At 73.8% G+C, this 15,427-nt stretch carries 14 protein-coding genes; 7 read left to right on the plus strand and 7 right to left on the minus strand.

What is annotated here, in order from left to right; all coding sequences use genetic code 11:
• The first annotated feature begins 116 nt into the window (after nt 1-116).
• The 3 genes from afsR (at nt 117) to ACZ7JA_RS21495 (ending at nt 3,796) form a co-directional block, all read left to right on the plus strand.
• On the plus strand, nt 117-3,080 hold the full coding sequence (gene afsR, locus ACZ7JA_RS21485; RefSeq protein WP_470809771.1) for an SARP-family global regulator AfsR: 2,964 nt from the start codon (nt 117-119) through the stop codon (nt 3,078-3,080).
• 205 nt (nt 3,081-3,285) lie between these two features.
• Nucleotides 3,286-3,471, plus strand: a complete 186-nt coding sequence (gene afsS, locus ACZ7JA_RS21490) for a regulatory protein AfsS (RefSeq protein ID WP_389303265.1) — start codon at nt 3,286-3,288, stop codon at nt 3,469-3,471.
• Nucleotides 3,472-3,649: 178 nt separating this feature from the next.
• Complete coding sequence (locus ACZ7JA_RS21495) at nt 3,650-3,796, plus strand: hypothetical protein (protein ID WP_389303263.1); 147 nt, start codon at nt 3,650-3,652, stop codon at nt 3,794-3,796.
• A gap of 119 nt (nt 3,797-3,915) precedes the next feature.
• On the opposite strand, the gene ACZ7JA_RS21500 is transcribed toward ACZ7JA_RS21495, so the two are convergent.
• The 3 genes from ACZ7JA_RS21500 to kbpA all read right to left on the minus strand — a co-directional run bounded on the left by ACZ7JA_RS21500 (nt 3,916) and on the right by kbpA (nt 7,829).
• Nucleotides 3,916-4,482, minus strand: a complete 567-nt coding sequence (locus ACZ7JA_RS21500; RefSeq protein ID WP_389303261.1) for a hypothetical protein — start codon at nt 4,480-4,482, stop codon at nt 3,916-3,918.
• Nucleotides 4,483-4,573: 91 nt separating this feature from the next.
• Nucleotides 4,574-6,904 carry an outer membrane protein assembly factor BamB family protein gene (locus tag ACZ7JA_RS21505; RefSeq protein ID WP_389303259.1) on the minus strand — a complete coding sequence of 777 codons (2,331 nt, stop codon included), beginning with the start codon at nt 6,902-6,904 and terminating at the stop codon, nt 4,574-4,576.
• Between the two features lie 190 nt (nt 6,905-7,094).
• Nucleotides 7,095-7,829: an AfsK-binding protein KbpA gene (kbpA, locus tag ACZ7JA_RS21510; RefSeq protein WP_351665027.1), complete on the minus strand. Its 735-nt coding sequence runs from the start codon at nt 7,827-7,829 to the stop codon at nt 7,095-7,097.
• Between the two features lie 134 nt (nt 7,830-7,963).
• Between kbpA and ACZ7JA_RS21515 the strand changes: the two genes are divergently transcribed.
• Entirely contained in the window at nt 7,964-8,599 is a 636-nt protein-coding gene (locus tag ACZ7JA_RS21515; protein WP_351665063.1) for a TetR family transcriptional regulator, read from the plus strand.
• A gap of 105 nt (nt 8,600-8,704) precedes the next feature.
• On the opposite strand, the gene ACZ7JA_RS21520 is transcribed toward ACZ7JA_RS21515, so the two are convergent.
• The gene (locus ACZ7JA_RS21520; protein WP_351665029.1) at nt 8,705-9,166 is read right to left on the minus strand and encodes an Lrp/AsnC family transcriptional regulator; all 462 of its coding nucleotides are present in this window, start codon (nt 9,164-9,166) and stop codon (nt 8,705-8,707) included.
• An 82-nt stretch (nt 9,167-9,248) separates the two neighbouring features.
• On the opposite strand from ACZ7JA_RS21520, the gene ACZ7JA_RS21525 reads away from it, so the two are divergent.
• Nucleotides 9,249-9,866, plus strand: coding sequence for a LysE family translocator (locus ACZ7JA_RS21525; RefSeq protein ID WP_404028335.1), 618 nt, complete (start codon nt 9,249-9,251; stop codon nt 9,864-9,866).
• Nucleotides 9,867-9,973: 107 nt separating this feature from the next.
• Nucleotides 9,974-10,642, plus strand: a complete 669-nt coding sequence (locus ACZ7JA_RS21530; RefSeq protein WP_450743387.1) for a pyridoxine/pyridoxamine 5'-phosphate oxidase — start codon at nt 9,974-9,976, stop codon at nt 10,640-10,642.
• A gap of 1 nt (nt 10,643) precedes the next feature.
• Here ACZ7JA_RS21530 and ACZ7JA_RS21535 read toward each other — a convergent pair whose 3' ends face one another.
• A complete protein-coding gene (locus tag ACZ7JA_RS21535) occupies nt 10,644-11,528 on the minus strand; it encodes a GNAT family N-acetyltransferase (RefSeq protein ID WP_389450050.1) in 885 nt (294 codons plus the stop codon).
• A 208-nt stretch (nt 11,529-11,736) separates the two neighbouring features.
• Between ACZ7JA_RS21535 and ACZ7JA_RS21540 the strand changes: the two genes are divergently transcribed.
• Nucleotides 11,737-12,930: a flavin-containing monooxygenase gene (locus tag ACZ7JA_RS21540; protein WP_351665037.1), complete on the plus strand. Its 1,194-nt coding sequence runs from the start codon at nt 11,737-11,739 to the stop codon at nt 12,928-12,930.
• 36 nt (nt 12,931-12,966) lie between these two features.
• Here ACZ7JA_RS21540 and ACZ7JA_RS21545 read toward each other — a convergent pair whose 3' ends face one another.
• Together ACZ7JA_RS21545 and ACZ7JA_RS21550 are read right to left on the minus strand one after the other, a co-directional pair.
• Nucleotides 12,967-13,875, minus strand: a complete 909-nt coding sequence (locus ACZ7JA_RS21545; protein WP_450743382.1) for a hypothetical protein — start codon at nt 13,873-13,875, stop codon at nt 12,967-12,969.
• A gap of 225 nt (nt 13,876-14,100) precedes the next feature.
• A complete protein-coding gene (locus ACZ7JA_RS21550) occupies nt 14,101-15,414 on the minus strand; it encodes an MFS transporter (protein ID WP_389450056.1) in 1,314 nt (437 codons plus the stop codon).
• Between the last annotated feature and the right edge of the window lie 13 nt (nt 15,415-15,427).

Genomic DNA, 15,427 nt, shown 5'->3' on the forward strand with positions numbered 1-15,427 from the left:
ATGTGGACCCAGGTGTACCGGTCTGTGATCGGCGTCTCCCGCTGCTGACGCAACCGCCCCGAACAAGGCAAACTGACGGGGTTGTTCGGGATGACAGGTCCTAGGGGGTCGAACGCATGGACGGTGGGCCGCGAGTGCCTGAGCAGCGGCGTCCCGGCTCCGCGGCCGCCGCGGAACCGGAGGGGACACGCTTCGGGGTGCTCGGTCCGGTGCGGGCCTGGCGCGGCGCGCAGACGCTGAACACCGGCTCACCCCAGCAGCGGGCCCTGCTGGCCGCCCTGCTGCTGCGCGAGGGCCGCACGGCGACGGCGGCGGAACTCATCGACGCGCTCTGGAGCACCGAGCCGCCGTCCCAGGCGCTGGCGGCGGTGCGCACGTACGCCTCCCGGCTGCGCAAGGTCCTCGGCCCCGGTGTCCTGGTGAGCGAGTCCGGCGGTTACGCGGTACGGGGCCTCGGCGAGGGCGCCCTGGACCTGGCGGTGGCGCAGGAGCTTGCCACGGAGGCGGACAAGGCGCGCGGCACCGGGGACCTGCGGACCGCGCGGGAGGCGCTGGGCCGCGCCCTGGCCCTGTGGGACGGCGAGCCGCTGGCCGGCGTCCCCGGGCCGTACGCGGAGGCGCAGCGCGTGCGGCTGGAGGAGTGGCGGCTGCAACTCCTGGAGTCCAGGCTGGACATGGACCTGGAGCAGGGCTGCCACGCCGAGGCGGTGTCGGAGCTGACCGCCCTGACGGCCGCGCACCCGCTGCGTGAACGCCTGCGCGAGCTGCTGATGCTGGCGCTGTACCGCAGCGGCCGCCAGGCGGAGGCCCTCGCGGTGTACGCGGACACCCGGCGGCTGCTCGACGAGGAACTCGGCGTGGAACCGCGCCCCGGCCTGCGGGAGCTCCAGCAGCGCATCCTCCAGGCGGACCCGGCCCTCGCCGAGCCGTCCGCCCCCGCGGCGGAACCGGCCGTGGTGGCCGTTCGCCCAGCGCAACTGCCGGCTTCTGTGCCCGACTTCACCGGCCGCGCCGCCTTCGTGGACGAGCTGAGCGAGGTGCTGGCGTCGGCGTCCGAGGCGGAGGGCCGGGTGATGGCCGTCTCGGCGCTCGCCGGGATCGGCGGCGTGGGCAAGACGACCCTGGCGGTGCACGTGGCGCACCGGGCGCGTACCGCCTTCCCCGACGGCCAGTTGTACGTGGACCTGCAGGGCGCCGGTTCGCGCGCGGCGGAGCCGGAGACGGTGCTGGGCTCCTTCCTGCGGGCCCTCGGCACGGCGGACTCCGCGATCCCGGACAGCCTGGAGGAACGGGCCGCCCTGTACCGCTCGGTGCTCGACGGGCGCCGCGTCCTGGTGCTGCTGGACAACGCCAAGGACGCGGCCCAGGTACGGCCGTTGCTGCCGGGCACGGAGGGCTGCGCGGCGCTGGTCACCTCGCGGGTGCGGATGGTGGGTCTGGCCGGCGCCCATCTGGTGGACCTGGACGTCATGTCCCCCGAGGAGGCCCTGGCCCTCTTCACGAAGATCGTCGGCGAGGAGCGGGTCGCGGCGGAGCGGGAGGCCGCGCTGGACGTGGTCGGCGCCTGCGGCTTCCTGCCCCTGGCCATCCGCATCGCCGCGTCCCGCCTGGCGGCGCGCCGCACCTGGACGGTCTCGGTCCTCGCCGCCAAGCTCGCGGACGAGCGGCGCCGGCTGGACGAGCTCCAGGCGGGCGACCTGGCGGTCAAGGCCACGTTCGAGCTGGGCTACGGCCAGCTGGAGCCCGCCCAGGCCCGCGCCTTCCGGCTGCTGGGCCTCGCCGACGGCCCCGACATGTCCCTGGCGGCGGCGGCCGCGGTGCTGGACCTCCCGGTGGACGACACGGAGGACCTGCTGGAGTCCCTGGTCGACACCTCGCTGCTGGAGTCGGCGGCCCCCGGCCGCTACCGCTTCCACGACCTGGTCCGCCTCTACGCCCGCTCCTGCGCGGAGCGGGACGAGCAGCCGCCGAGCGAGCGGGAGGCGGCGATGTCGCGGCTGCTGGACTTCTACCTGGCGTCGGCCGCGCGGGTCTACGCGATAGAGCGGCCGGGTGATCGCACGGTGGATCATCTCGAGGCGACCAGCCAGACGGGTCAGCACTTCAGCGACGACGGGAAGGCTCTGGACTGGCTGCACGTCGAGGCCGCGAGCCTTCTCGCATGCGTTCAGCAGTCCCTGGAGGCGGGGACGCTGAGGCGGGGTGTCGACCTCCTGTTGGCCGCCAAGGACCTGGCGGAATCGGGGGCCAGTTCACTTGCCTACGAGGCTGCCACCCGGGCGGCACGCGACGCCGCCGACATCCTGGGCGACCCGCACGCGGCGGGCCGTGCCCGGGTCACCCTCACCCAGGTACTCATCAAGGCCGGGCTCTTCGAGGAGGCCACCGAGCTGGCCCAGGAGGCCCTGGCTCTCGGTGAGGCCGCAGACGATCCATGGACGTGCGGAAACGCGCCCAACGAGCTGGGCATCATCGCCATCTGCAAGAACGAGCACGCCGTCGGTGAGGCCCATCTCCTCAAGGCCATAGACGCCTTCCGCGCGGACAACAACCGCCCCGGGGAGGCCAGTGCGCTGTGCAACCTCTCCCGCGTCCTCGTCTCCATGGACCGCGCGCTGGCGGGCATCGAACTCGTCCAGCAGGGCATCGCCATCTACGACGAGCTGGGCCTGACGGTACGGCTCGCCAACGCCAGGTACGCCCTGGGCATCGCCCTGAGTCACGCCGGCCGGACGACCGAGGCGCTGGAACAGTTCGCCGAGGCGCTGAGCATCTTCGTCGAGAACCGGCAACGGCTGTGGGAAGGGACCACCCACTTCCGGATCGCGCAGGTGCACCTGACCTGCCGCAGGCCGGCACCGGCCGCCCAGCACGCCGAACAGGCCCTCAGCACCGGCTGCATCGGCGGTGACTGGATGCGCGCCAACGTACTGACGCTCCTTGGCCGTTCGCTGGACGCCTTGGGACAGGTCGACCGGGCGCGGGCCTGCTGGCAGGAGGCGCTCAGCATCCATGAGGCGTCCGGAGCTGTCGAAGCGGCTGAGCTACGAAATCTGCTGGACCCTGTCGCGGCGGCCTGACCCGAGCCCGGAGCGTTCAGCAAACGTTTATGGCCGACTGCCAGTCTCAGTACGTCGAAGCCGTCGCGTCGGGGGGCAGGCGGCTCGGCAAGGGGCTCACGGATAAGGTGATCGGCCCCAGGAACGCTCGCCCGGCGACCACGGGGGAGTTGCCGAGCGAGCGTTCTCCACCGCAGTTCTAGAAATTCCAGGGGAGTTGCCCACCATGAGCGACATCAAGCAGAGCAACGAGGACATCACGACGCTGGACAGCCACGCGCCGGCTCCGCCGAGCAAGGACACCGAGCTCACCACGCAGGACAGCCACGCCCCTGTCCCCGGCGACGACTCCGTCACCACGCTGGACAGCCACGCCCCGGCCCCGCCGGCCCTGGACCTGAACGGCAAGTAGACCTGACTCCCAGCGGGGGAACGGCCGCGGCGGCGCGGAGGGGGAGCCGTCGCGGCCGAGGTGTGTCCGGGTACCGGACTCGGCCAATCCTTGGCGGGAACCATGCGATCTTATCGAACCTGTGGGCGATTTTGTCTACTGTCACTACCGTCCGGAACTTCCCTCCACAGGAGCTGATGTGAGCCGTACCAAGAAGATCGTCGCCACCATCGCCCTTGTGCTCGGCGCCACCGCCGTTGCCACCAGCCCTGCGTTGGCCGACAGCCACATGCCGGTGGGACCGCAGGGCACCGTCGTCGCCCAGCTGGGCCAGCACGCGCCCTGACGCTGGGCACTGTGTGTGGGGCCGGGCCGCGATGCCCGGCCCCACAGCCATGTCGCGAGTGCCGTGAGGCCGCCCACCCGTAGCGCTCACCGCACGGGCAAGCGCACAACGCAGCGACGTCAGCGCACCGGCCGCGCCACCGGGTTCGCCTTGCAGTGGTGGACCTGGAGGATGAGGCCGTCGTCGGGGTGGCCGAGGCTGTCGACGAGTTCCACCTGGGCACGGGCCGTACCCCTGGCCGGGACGGTGACCGTCGCGGTGTTGTCGGCGAGCGCCGTGCCCTTCCTGTCGTCGAACTCGACCCGCACGGTGAAGTAGCCCTCGACGGCGTTGGGGTTGGTGACCTCGACGGTCGCGTACTGGGCCTTCTCCGTCGCGCAGCTCACCAGCCTGGCCTTCGCGGCCTTCAGGGACGGCGTCGGGCTCGGCGTGGCACGGGTCCCGCTGCCACTGCCGGACGTGCTTCCGCCGGTGGTGCCGTAGTCGTCGTCGTAGTCGCGGTAGTGGCCGGACCCCGACTTGCCGATGCCCGACGACGTGTCGTGGTCCTGGCTGGAGCTGCTGCAGCCGCCGCCACCGCCCGAGTGTCCGCGGCTGTGCCCGTGCCGGCCCGTGAAGCCGGTCAGGGCGAGCACCACCATCGCCGACACCGCCGCGAGCCTGATTGTGTGACCGCTTCGTCGCATACCGTCACCCTATCGGCCGACTGTCACGCCACTGTCACCGCACGGCCGCCGTCCCGTACCCGGCGGCGGCCGCCCGTCCGCTCAGGGCGGTTCAGGTGGTCCGGGCCGTGCCGGTGCCCTTCTCCGCGTCCAGCGCGTACACGCACCGGTCCTTGCTGCACGCGTACACCACGCCGTCCTTCACCACCGGGGAGCCGGTGATCTCGCCGCCGGTGGCCAGCTTCCAGCGCAGGCGGCCGTCGTCGGACTTGAGGGTGTAGAGGAGGTGGTCGGTGGAGCCGAAGTGGATGCGGCCCTCGGCGACCACGGGGGTGCCCACGACGTCGCCGCCGGACTGGAAGCGCCACTTGGGGGTGCCGGTGACGGCGTCCAGGGTGTATAGGCCCTTGCCGCTGCCCACGTGCACATGGCCGGCCGCCACCAGGACCGGCTCGACGGAGGAGCGGGCCTCGGTGGCGATGCGCCAGCGGTCGCGGCCGTCGGTGGCGTCCAGGGCGTAGACCGTGCCGAGGTAGTCGGCGAGGTAGACGCCGCCGCCGGTGACGGCGGGGCCGGGCGCGAAGGCGGGCGGGCAGAGGAAGACCGCGGGGGCCTCGAAGTGCCAGCGCACCAGACCGCTCGCCACCTCGATCGCGAGGACCCGGGTGCCGGCGGAGACGTACACGTAGCCGTCGGGGGCCGGGGTGATGCGGACCGGAACACCGCCGCAGGAGGCCGCGTCGCCGATCGGGTACGACCAGCGCTCCTCGCCGGTGCGGGCCTCCAGGGCGCGCAGCCGGGCGTCCTGCCAGACGAAGACGGTGCCGTCGTGGACGGCGGGGCCGGCCTCGGGGGACTCGAAGTCGGTCTGGCAGCCGCTGATCTCCCACAGCTTCCGGCCGTTCGCCGCCTCCCAGGCCTGCGCGCCGCCGCCGCGGGTGCCGGTGACGACCGTGCCGCGGTCGGCCTGCAGGGAGTACACCCAGGCGTCCGTGTTGAGCCGCCACAGGTCGCCGCCCTCGCGGGCGTCCAGCGCGAACAGGGTGGGGCCGTCGGAGGCGTGGACGCGGCCGTCCGCGACCGCCATCGACCAGGCCACGTCCCGGGTCTTGAAGCGGCGGCGGCCGGTGGCCACGTCCAGCGCGTGCACCTCGAAGGAGGTGACGTAGACCAGTTCGCCGTCGACCGCCGGGGTGCCCCAGACGTCGTTGGACATGCGGAAGCGCCAGGGGCGCCAGCCGTTCGCCGTCTCCGGGGGCAGGACCGGGACGGGCGGTACGGCGGGGTCGGCGCCGGCGACGCCCTGGCGGGGCCGGGACCAGCCGGCGACCAGGCCGGCCTCCGGCGGGGGCGCCTTGACGGCGGCGGCGCGGGCGTCGGCGACGCGCGGGCCGGGGCCGATGGGCACGGCCGCGCCGGCCAGCCGGACCGGTCCGGTGTCGGGGGCGCCGGCCGGGACCACGGGGTCGTAGGACGGCGGCGGGGGCACGGTGGCCCGGCCGCCGCTGCGCGGGCCGGGGGCGGTGGGCGCCGGCTTGGCTGCGGGGCGGCCGCCGCGACGGGACTCGATGAGGCCGACCGCCTTCTCCGGCAGCCAGGCGGACGCGGTGCCGCTGTCGTCGGAGCCGGAGCCGAACAGGTGCGGGGCGAGCTGGGCCTGGAGGTCGGCGGGGTTGGGCCGGCCGGTGGCCTCCATCTGCATGCAGGACTCGATCAGCGGGCGCAGCTCGTCCGGCAGGCCGGTGAGGTCCGGGCCCTCGCGGAGCAGCATGAACACCGTCTCGACCGGGTTGGCGCCGTGGAAGGGCGGGTGGCCGGTGGCGGCGAAGACCAGCATCGAGCCGAGCGAGAAGACGTCACTGGCGCCAGTGACGCTACGGGAGTCCTTGGCCTGCTCGGGGGACATGTAGGCGGGGGTGCCGACGGCGACGTTGGTCATCGTCAGGCGGGTGTTGGAGACGCCGGACGCGATACCGAAGTCGATCACCCGGGGGCCGTCCTCGACGACGAGGACGTTGGACGGCTTGAGGTCGCGGTGGACCAGGCCCGCGCCGTGGATGGACTGCAGGGCCTCGGCCACGCCCGCCGCGAGCCAGCGCACCGCCTGCGCCGGGAGCGGGCCGCACTCGTTCACTATCTCCTCGAGGGAGGGCGCGGGGACGTAGGCGGTCGCGAGCCAGGGCACGGCGGCGCGGGGGTCGGCGTCGACCACGGCGGCCGTGTAGAAGCCGGAGACCGCGCGGGCCGCCTCCACCTCGCGGGTGAAGCGGACGCGGAAGAGCTGGTCCTCGGCCAGCTCGGTGCGGACCGTCTTGATCGCCACGCGCCGGCCGGACGCCGAGCGTGCCAGATAGACCAGCCCCATGCCGCCGGCCCCCAGCCGGCCCAGCACCTCGAACGGCCCGATCCGCCGCGGATCGTGCTGCGTCAGCTGATCCACCACTTGCCTGCCACCTCCCCGTACGAGCCGCGCCACCCACATATGTACGCGACCGAAGTGCAGCGTCTCACCACCGCACCGCCATGGCGGCACGCACCCTGATTCTTCCTGGCCGGGCGGCCGGTTGCGAACCCGGTGACGAATCGGGGTGTATCGTGCCGAATAAGGTCATTTCATCGTCGCGGCGCCTGCCTCACCGTTCCAGCAGGGCGAACGACGCCCCCTGATTGTCGGTGACGACGGCCACCCTTCCGTACGACGTGTCGAAGGGCGGCTTCTGCACCCGGCCGCCGAGCCGCCGCACCGCGCCGAGGGCGTCGTCGAGGGCGGTGACGCGGAAGTGGACGAGGAAGTGCGGGGGCATCTCGGCCGGGAAGACCTCGGTCACCTCCGCGCGGCCGAAGTCGGGCTCGGTCCCGGTGCCGAACAGGGCCTCGTGGAAGAGGTCGCCGTAGAAGGTGTTGGCCGCGGCCGTGTCCCGGGTGTACAGCTCGGCCCAGACGAACGTGTTCGGCTCGCGGCGCCGGCCGAAGCCGGCGTGGGCGCCGGGCTGCCACAGGGCGAACACCGCGCCCTCGGGGTCGGCGGCGAGGGCGGCGGTGCCGAGGTCGCCCACCGGGAACGGGGCCATCACCACCTGCCCGCCGGCCGCGATGATCCGCCGGCCGAGGGCCCGGGCGTCCGTGGTCGCGAAGGACACCGTCCACACCGTGGGCATGCGGCCGTCGGTCTTCGGGGCCAGCGAGGCGACGCGGTCGCCGTTCAGCAGGGCCCACACCGAGGAGCCGTACGACTCCTCGAACTCCCACCCGAAGAGCTCGCCGTAGAACCGCTTGCCCGCCTCGACGTCGGGCAGCTCGGCGTCCACCCAGCAGGGGGTGCCCTCGGGGTACGCCTCTTCGTTCGCGGATGCCCTGTTTTCGGCCATGTCGTCAAAGTAGCGGGGTCGCGCGCGGCCCGCAGACCAGCCACACCATGCCCATTTCCCTCGTGCACCCCATTTGCAGTCGGCCGAATCGCGCTCAGATCACCCGTCGGTAAGCTGACGACATGACAGGACAAGTGCGTACCGTCGACGGCCGCGTGGCCGGCAGACGTGGGCAGGCGACCCGGCAGAAGCTGCTCGACTGCCTCAGCGAGATGCTCAGCTCCTCCCCTTACCGGGACGTCAAGGTCATCGATGTCGCCCGGAAGGCAGGCACCTCGCCCGCGACCTTCTACCAGTACTTCCCCGACGTCGAAGGGGCCGTCCTGGAGATCGCCGAGCACATGGCGGCCGAGGGCGCCGGGCTGGCGGAGCTGCTCGAGGGACGCTCCTGGGCCGGGAAGTCCGGCTGGCAGACCGCGCAGGAACTGGTCGACGGCTTCCTGGAGTTCTGGCGGCGCAACGACGCGATCCTGCGCGTGATCGACCTCGGCGCGGCCGAGGGGGACAAACGGTTCTACAAGATCCGCATGAAGGTCCTGAACTCGGTGAACGGATCTCTCACTGAGTCGATCACCGAACTGCAGACCAAGGGCCGGGTGGACAAGGACGTGAACCCGGCGGCGATCGCGGGCTCGCTGGTCACGATGCTCGCCTCGGTGGCCGCGCACCAGAAGGGCTTCTCCTCCTGGGGCGTCAAGCAGGCCGAACTCAAGCCCAACCTCGCCCTGTTGGTCCACCTCGGGGTGACCGGCAAGAAGCCGAGCAAGTAGCGGACGCACCTCCGTCCGGGCATCCGGACCGCAAGTGATCGCTTCATCGCAAGTCCTGTCTGGCCGGCGGCGGCCCACTCGAGTGGGCCGCCGCCGGCTTTTTCGCTACCCCCGCGCCGCCGGCAGCGGCCGGTCCCGCACCACGTGCTTCATCACCAGCGTCGAGGTGAGCCGCTGCACCCCGGGCAGGGTCGCCAGGCTCTCGTCGTACAGCCGCTGGAAGGCGGCGAGGTCCGCGGTGGCCACCCGGAGCAGGTAGTCGGGCTCGCCGAACAGCCGCTGGGCGTCCAGCACATGGTCCAGTTCGCCGACCGCCCGCTCGAACTCGGCGACGGTGTCCCGGTCCTCCTGCCGCATGGAGACGAAGACGAGCGCCTCGAAGTTCAGCCCGAGCGCGCCCGCGTCCACCACCGCCCGGTAGCCCTGGATGGCGCCGGAGCGCTCCAGCTCGCGCAGCCGCCGGTGGCAGGGCGAGACGCTCAGGCGCACCCGGGCGGCCAGCTCGGTCACGGTCAGCCGCCCGTCCTGCTGCAGCTCGGCAAGGATCTTCCGGTCCACGTCGTCCATGCGGAAGATTCTCCCTCCGAACCGGCGGTGCAGGGAAAACTTCAGGAACACTTTCGGGCCATTCACGCCTAATGTCGCCGGTATGGAACCGGGTCTGCTCTTCTCCTTCCTCGCCGTCGACCTGCTGCTGGTGTGCGTGCCGGGCGCCGACTGGGCGTACGTGATCGCGGCCGCCCTGCGCGGCGGCCGGGTGCCGCGCGCGGTGGCGGGGCTGGTCTGCGGGTACGCGCTGCACACGGTGCTGGCGACGGCGGGGCTCGCGGTCCTGGTGGCGGGCTCGCCCCGGTTGCTGACGGCCCTGACCGTGGTGGGCGCGGGCTATCTGCTGTGGCTGGGCTGGGGGGTGCTGCGCCGCCCGGCCGTGCCGGACGCGGACGCCGGGCCGCCGGCCGACGGGAGGCTCTTCCTGCGGGGCGCCACGATCAGCGGCCTCAACCCCAAGGGCCTGCTGCTCTACCTGTCCGTACTCCCCCAGTTCCTCACCCTGTCCGGCGACCGGCTGCCGGTGCCCGCGCAGACGGCGGCGCTGGGCCTGCTCCACATGGCGTGCTGCGCGGCCGTCTACCTCACCGTGGGCGCGCTCGCCCGCGTTCTGCTGGCCGCCCGCCCGGCGGCGGCCCGCGCGGTCACCCGCACGTCGGGGGCGGCGATGCTCGGCATCGGCGCGCTGCTGCTGGTGGAGCGGCTGGCGACGCTCTGAGGTCCGGCGGCGCCCCGCCGGGCGCGGTTCCGCGACCCGGTGGCGCCGCGGCCGGGCCGGGAGCGTCCGGGACGAGTACGGCGGCCGTCGGCGGCCATACTCGCCCCATGGCACAAAAGGATCTCCACGACATGCTGCGGTCCCTGCGGGTCTGGGCCCCCGGGGTGACCGAGCTGCGCCCCTTCGACCCGGAAACGGCTCCCCCGACGCCGCTGCCCCTGTTCACGACCTGGTTCGCGGAGGCGGTGGAGGCCGGTCAGCCGGAGCCGCACACGATGTCGCTGGCGACGACGGACGAGGAGGGCAGGCCGGACGTACGGATCGTCATGATGCACGGCGCCGACGCGGACGGCTGGTCCTTCGGGAGCCACTCGACGAGCCGCAAGGGCCGCGCCCTGGACGTCCACCCCTACGCGGCCCTGGCCTTCTACTGGCCGGCGCTGGGCCGCCAGGTGCGGGTGCGCGGCGCGGTGGCGTCGGCGCCTTCGCACGAGAGCCTGGCGGATCTGCACGCGCGCTCGACCGGCGCGCTGGCCGCGGCCCTGACCGGACGGCAGAGCGAGGACCTGTCCTCGCTCCAGGAGCTGCGGCAGGTGTCGGAAGCGGCCTGGGAGCGGGCCCGCGCCAACCCGGCCGAGCCCTCCCCCACCTGGACCCTCTACCGGCTGCGCCCGGAAGCGGTGGAGTTCTTCCAGGGCGACCCGGACCGCCGCCATGTGCGCCTCGAGTACCGGCGTACGGAGTTCGGCTGGAGCAAGAACCTGCTGTGGCCGTGACTCACCCCGCCCCGGCGCCCGTGCCGTCCCCGAAGCCCCACACCGCGAAGTCCGCCACGCCCCGGTATCCGATCCGCTGGTAGAGGCTGTTGCTGGTGGGATTGGCGAGGTCGGTGAAGAGGAGCACGTGGGCCACTCCGGCCGTCACGGCGGCACGGCTCACCTCCGCCGTCACCGCGCCCGCGTAGCCGCGGCCGCGCAGGGGCGCCGGTGTGTACACCGGGGCCACCCGGACCTGGCCCGCCGTCTCCGGGGTCGCGCCGGCCATGGCGACGGGCGTGCCGTCGGGGGTCTCCCAGAGGGTGACGCCGCCGTGGGCGATGCGGGCGTCGGCCCAGGGGCCCGCGCCCCGGCCGGCGTGCTGTCCGACCGCGTCCTTGAACTCGTCGTACCAGCGCGTCAGCAGATCCCGGTCCGCCGGGCCGGCCACCCGGGCGCGGCCTTCGGGCGGTGGCTGCGGGACGCTCAACCCGCTCAGTTCGTAGAGCCGTTGGCGCTGCCTGAGCCGGGTCGCCGCGCCGGTCCGCCGCTGCCAGGACGCGGCGAAGGCGGCCGTCGCGCCGCGTTCGCCGGAGACTCCGGCGAGCGGGTGGCCGGCGTCGGCCAGGCGGGTCGCGAGCGCGTCGGCACCCTCCGGACCGAGCGGGGTGAGGTGCAGCGGGAAGGGGGGCGTGTGGAGGAACACGGCGCGGACGCCGCCGGCTTCGTCCCGCAGCACGCCGAACAGCGGCGGCTCGTCGCCGTACAGGTGCAGGCCCCGGCTGCGCAGGGCGTCCAGCACGGTCAGCGGGACCGTGTGCAGGGCCGGACGGGAGCGCAGGAAGCCGCCCGCGCGGGCCGTCAACTCGTCCGGGTCGTCGGTCAGCTGCCAGTCGTCGGGGCGCATGCGCCCATGATCCGGGCCGGCCGTCCGGCGGGGACAGCGGTTTTCCCCGCCGCCGCGCGAACGGCGGCCCGGGCACCGGGCCGGAGAGCGGCGGGGACGGCTCCCGGCCACCGGTCCCGCCCACTTCCGCCACAGGCGTGATCAATCCGCAACCAATTCCGGTCTTGACCGAGACCCATCAACCGGGTGTGTGATTACGCTCGCGCTCATGGCCGACTCCCGTCCCTCCTCCGCGCGCCTCACCGCGACCCCCGCCGACCGCCCCGTCTACGTCATAGGCGCCGGTCCCGGCGGACTGGCCGCCGCGTACGCGCTGCGGGCGCGGGGGGTGCGGGCCGTGGTTCTGGAGAAGTCGGACCGGGTGGGCGCCTCCTGGCGGCGGCACTACGACCGCCTGCACCTGCACACCACCCGGCGGCTGTCGGCGCTGCCGGGGCTCGCGATACCCCGCAGGTTCGGGCGCTGGGTGTCCCGGGACGACGTGGTCCGGTACCTGGAGAAGTACGCCGAGCACCATGAGCTGGAGATCGTCACCGGCGTGGAGGTGTTCCGCGTCGAGCGCGCCGGGGACGGCGACGGCTGGGTGCTGCACGCCTCCGGCGGCCGGGAGCTGACCGGCAGCGCGGTGGTCGTCGCCACCGGCCACAACCACACCCCGCGGGTGCCCGACTGGCCGGGCCTGGACGGCTTCGGCGGGGAGTTCCTGCACGCCGGGCGATATCGCGACGCGCGGCCGTACGCGGGCCGGGACGTGCTGGTCGTGGGCATCGGCAACACCGGCGCCGAGATCGCCGTCGACCTGGTGGAGGGCGGCGCCGCCCGGGTGCGCCTGGCCGTGCGCACCGCCCCGCACATCGTGCGCCGCTCGACCGCCGGGTGGGCCGCCCAGTACACGGGCGTGCTGGTCCGGCGGCTGCCGGTGCCGCTCGTGGACCGGCTCGCGCGGTCCCTGGGCAGGTTCATCACCCCGGATCTCGCCGCCCACGGGCTGCCGCGCCCGGACAGCGGGCTGTACAGCAGGGTGCGCGAGGGGGCCATTCCCGTGCAGGACGTCGGGATCGTCGACGCGGTGCGCGGCGGGAAGGTGGAGATCGTCGCCGCCGTCGAGGGGTTCGAGGACGGGAAGGTGGTCCTCGCCGACGGCGGCCGCCTGACGCCGGACGCCGTGATCGCGGCCACCGGGTACGAGCGGGCGCTGGACGGGCTGGTCGGGCACCTGGGCGTGCTGGACGGACGCGGCAGGCCCGTGGTGCACGGGCCGCGCACCCCGGACGGGGCCCCCGGCCTGTACTTCACCGGGTTCACCAACCCGATCAGCGGCATGTTCCGGGAGCTGGCGATCGACGCGGAGCGGATCGCCAGAGCGGTGGCCAGGAGGCTCGCGGCTGGCGCCCGGCGGTGACCTCACCGCGCGGGCGGCGCTGACCTCCGGAACGGGTCAGCCGGCCCGCTTCAGGATCCACAGCCGGCCCGCGTCCGGATCGCCGAACAGGACGTACAGCTCCGGGTCCGCCTCGGTGCCGCCGAAGGACCAGTCGGTGTCCTCGCCGCAGTCGCCGTCGAGCCGCAGCAGGATGCCGTCGCGCCCGAGGTCGTCCCGGTGGTGCGGCTTCCAGGCGCCGTCGCCCGCGCACCTCACGTACGCGTGGTCGAGCCAGTCGTAGCCCGGGGGCTCGGCCGGCAGCCGCACCGCCGTCGCCCTCCCGTCGGGGCTCAGCCGCAGTTCCGCCCCGCCGCCGTGCCAGACCCCGGCGAGCCGGGCGGTGGTCAGCTCCGGGGGCCGGTACTGCTCGACGAAGCCCGTCTCGGTGGCGAGGATCCCGGCGCCAAGGGCCGCGAAGAAGAGGACCGCGGACCCGGCCGCCGCGCGCCACCACACGCCCCACTGCCGCCAGGCCCGCCCGCGCGCGCACCCGACCCAGAGGGCGGGCAGCACGCCCAGGGCCGTCAGGACCGGGACGGACGTGGTGAAGGACCACAGCGGTACGGTCAGCCCGCCCCAGACGACGGCCGGGCCGAGCGGCGCCACCAGGTACCGGAGCCAGGACGGGCCGCCGAGGCGGCGGCCGGCCAGGCGGGCGAGGACCACCGAGGGCAGGGTGAGGACGAAGGTCAGCGCCATGCCGAGCAGGGGCAGCAGCAGCGGCGCGAAGAGAAGCACGCAGATCGCGCCGAAGGCGCCGCCGTAGCCCGCTCCGTAGTCGTCCCGGCCCGCGTCGGCGACGATCCACCACAGCAGCCCCGCCGCGGGGAGCTGCGCCCCGCCCATCGCGACCGCCGCACTCAGGTCGGCGGCCGACCAGTACGCGTTCCCGCCCGGTCTTCCCGGTGCCTCTCCCCGCCCCATGGGCGCAGCCTACGAAGCCCCCACGCGGCCCTCACCGGCGCCCTGGCCCTCTAGGGCCTGTCTGACAATTCCCGCCTGCCGCGCGACGCCATGCACGCACTCTCGCCGCACCGGCCCCAGACCCGAGTACGTCCAGTACGCGGCCCTGGAGCCGGCCCGCCGAGAGCACGCACCTGACGCCGCGCGGCCGCCCTTCGGGCGACGACGCGAGTTGTGAGACAGGCCCTAGGCCGGCCGCACGAGGGCGGCTGCCGGGACCGCCGGGCGGCGGCGGATGACCAGGGCCATCAGGGCCGCCACCGCGCACAGGGTGCCGGAGGCGTACCAGACCATGTCGTAGGAGCCGAAGACGTCGCGGGCGGCGCCGCCGAGATAGGCGACCAGGGCCGCGCCGACCTGGTGGGAGGCGAGCACCCAGCCGAAGACGATGGCGCTGTCCTCGCCGTACTGCTCCCGGCACAGGGCCAGGGTCGGCGGGACGGTGGCCACCCAGTCGAGGCCGTAGAAGACGATGAAGAACACCATCGGGGGGTGCACCGACGGGCCCAGCAGCATCGGCAGGAACAGCAGCGAGACCCCGCGCAGGGCGTAGTAGACGGCGAGCAGGCGGCGCGGTTCGAAGCGGTCGGTGAACCAGCCGGAGGCGATGGTGCCGACGACGTCGAACACCCCGACGACCGCCAGCAGCGAGGCCGCCGCCGTGACCGGCATGCCGTGGTCGTGCGCCGCGGGCACGAAGTGCGTCTGGATCAGGCCGTTGGTGGAGGCGCCGCAGATCGCGAAGGTGCCGGCCAGCAGCCAGAACGGTCCCGTGCGGGCGGCGGAGGCGAGGACGCCGAGCGTGCGGCGGGCGGCGCCGGTGACCGGGGGCGGCTTGGGCACGAACTCCGTCGCGCCGTACGGCTTCAGGCCCACGTCGGCGGGGTGGTCGCGCAGCAGGATCCACACGAAGGGGACCACGGCGAGGGCGGCCAGGGCCACGGTGACGGCCGCCGGGTGCCAGCCGTGGTTCTCCACCGTCCAGGACAGCACCGGCAGGAAGATGAGCTGGCCGGAGGCGGAGGCGGCGGTGAGGATGCCGCTGACCAGGCCGCGCCGCTCGGTGAACCAGCGGTTGGTGACGGTGGCGGCGAACGCCAGCGCCATCGATCCGCTGCCGAGGCCGACCAGCAGGCCCCAGCACAGCATGAGCTGCCAGGGGGCCGTCATCCAGACGGTCAGACCGGCGCCGACGGCGATCACGGTGAGCGCGACGGCCACCACCCGACGGATGCCGAAGCGGTCCATCAGGGCGGCCGCGAAGGGCGCGGTGAGGCCGTAAAGCGCCAGGTTGACCGAGACGGCCGCGCCGATGGTGCCGCGCGACCAGCCGAACTCCTGGTGCAGCGGGTCGATGAGGAGACCGGGCAGGGAACGGAAGGCCGCCGCGCCGATGATCGTGACGAACGTGACGGCGGCGACGTACCAGGCGCGGTGCACCCGGCGGCGCCGGGCGGGCGGGGCCCGGTGCGGAGCGGCGGCTTCGGTTGTCTGAGTCACGTCATAGAGCGTC

This window comes from Streptomyces sp. NPDC038135, assembly GCF_055601245.1.

Excerpts from the sequence above, each read along its gene's own strand:
- kbpA (WP_351665027.1), bottom strand. The coding sequence starts at position 7,829 with ATGGCCGAAAACAGGGCATCCGCGAACGAAGAGGCGTACCCCGAGGGC.
- afsR (WP_470809771.1), top strand. The coding sequence starts at position 117 with ATGGACGGTGGGCCGCGAGTGCCTGAGCAGCGGCGTCCCGGCTCCGCG.
- ACZ7JA_RS21500 (WP_389303261.1), bottom strand. The coding sequence starts at position 4,482 with ATGCGACGAAGCGGTCACACAATCAGGCTCGCGGCGGTGTCGGCGATG.
- ACZ7JA_RS21535 (WP_389450050.1), bottom strand. The coding sequence starts at position 11,528 with ATGCGCCCCGACGACTGGCAGCTGACCGACGACCCGGACGAGTTGACG.
- ACZ7JA_RS21530 (WP_450743387.1), top strand. The coding sequence starts at position 9,974 with ATGGCACAAAAGGATCTCCACGACATGCTGCGGTCCCTGCGGGTCTGG.
- ACZ7JA_RS21525 (WP_404028335.1), top strand. The coding sequence starts at position 9,249 with ATGGAACCGGGTCTGCTCTTCTCCTTCCTCGCCGTCGACCTGCTGCTG.
- afsS (WP_389303265.1), top strand. The coding sequence starts at position 3,286 with ATGAGCGACATCAAGCAGAGCAACGAGGACATCACGACGCTGGACAGC.
- ACZ7JA_RS21540 (WP_351665037.1), top strand. The coding sequence starts at position 11,737 with ATGGCCGACTCCCGTCCCTCCTCCGCGCGCCTCACCGCGACCCCCGCC.
- ACZ7JA_RS21545 (WP_450743382.1), bottom strand. The coding sequence starts at position 13,875 with ATGGGGCGGGGAGAGGCACCGGGAAGACCGGGCGGGAACGCGTACTGG.
- ACZ7JA_RS21520 (WP_351665029.1), bottom strand. The coding sequence starts at position 9,166 with ATGGACGACGTGGACCGGAAGATCCTTGCCGAGCTGCAGCAGGACGGG.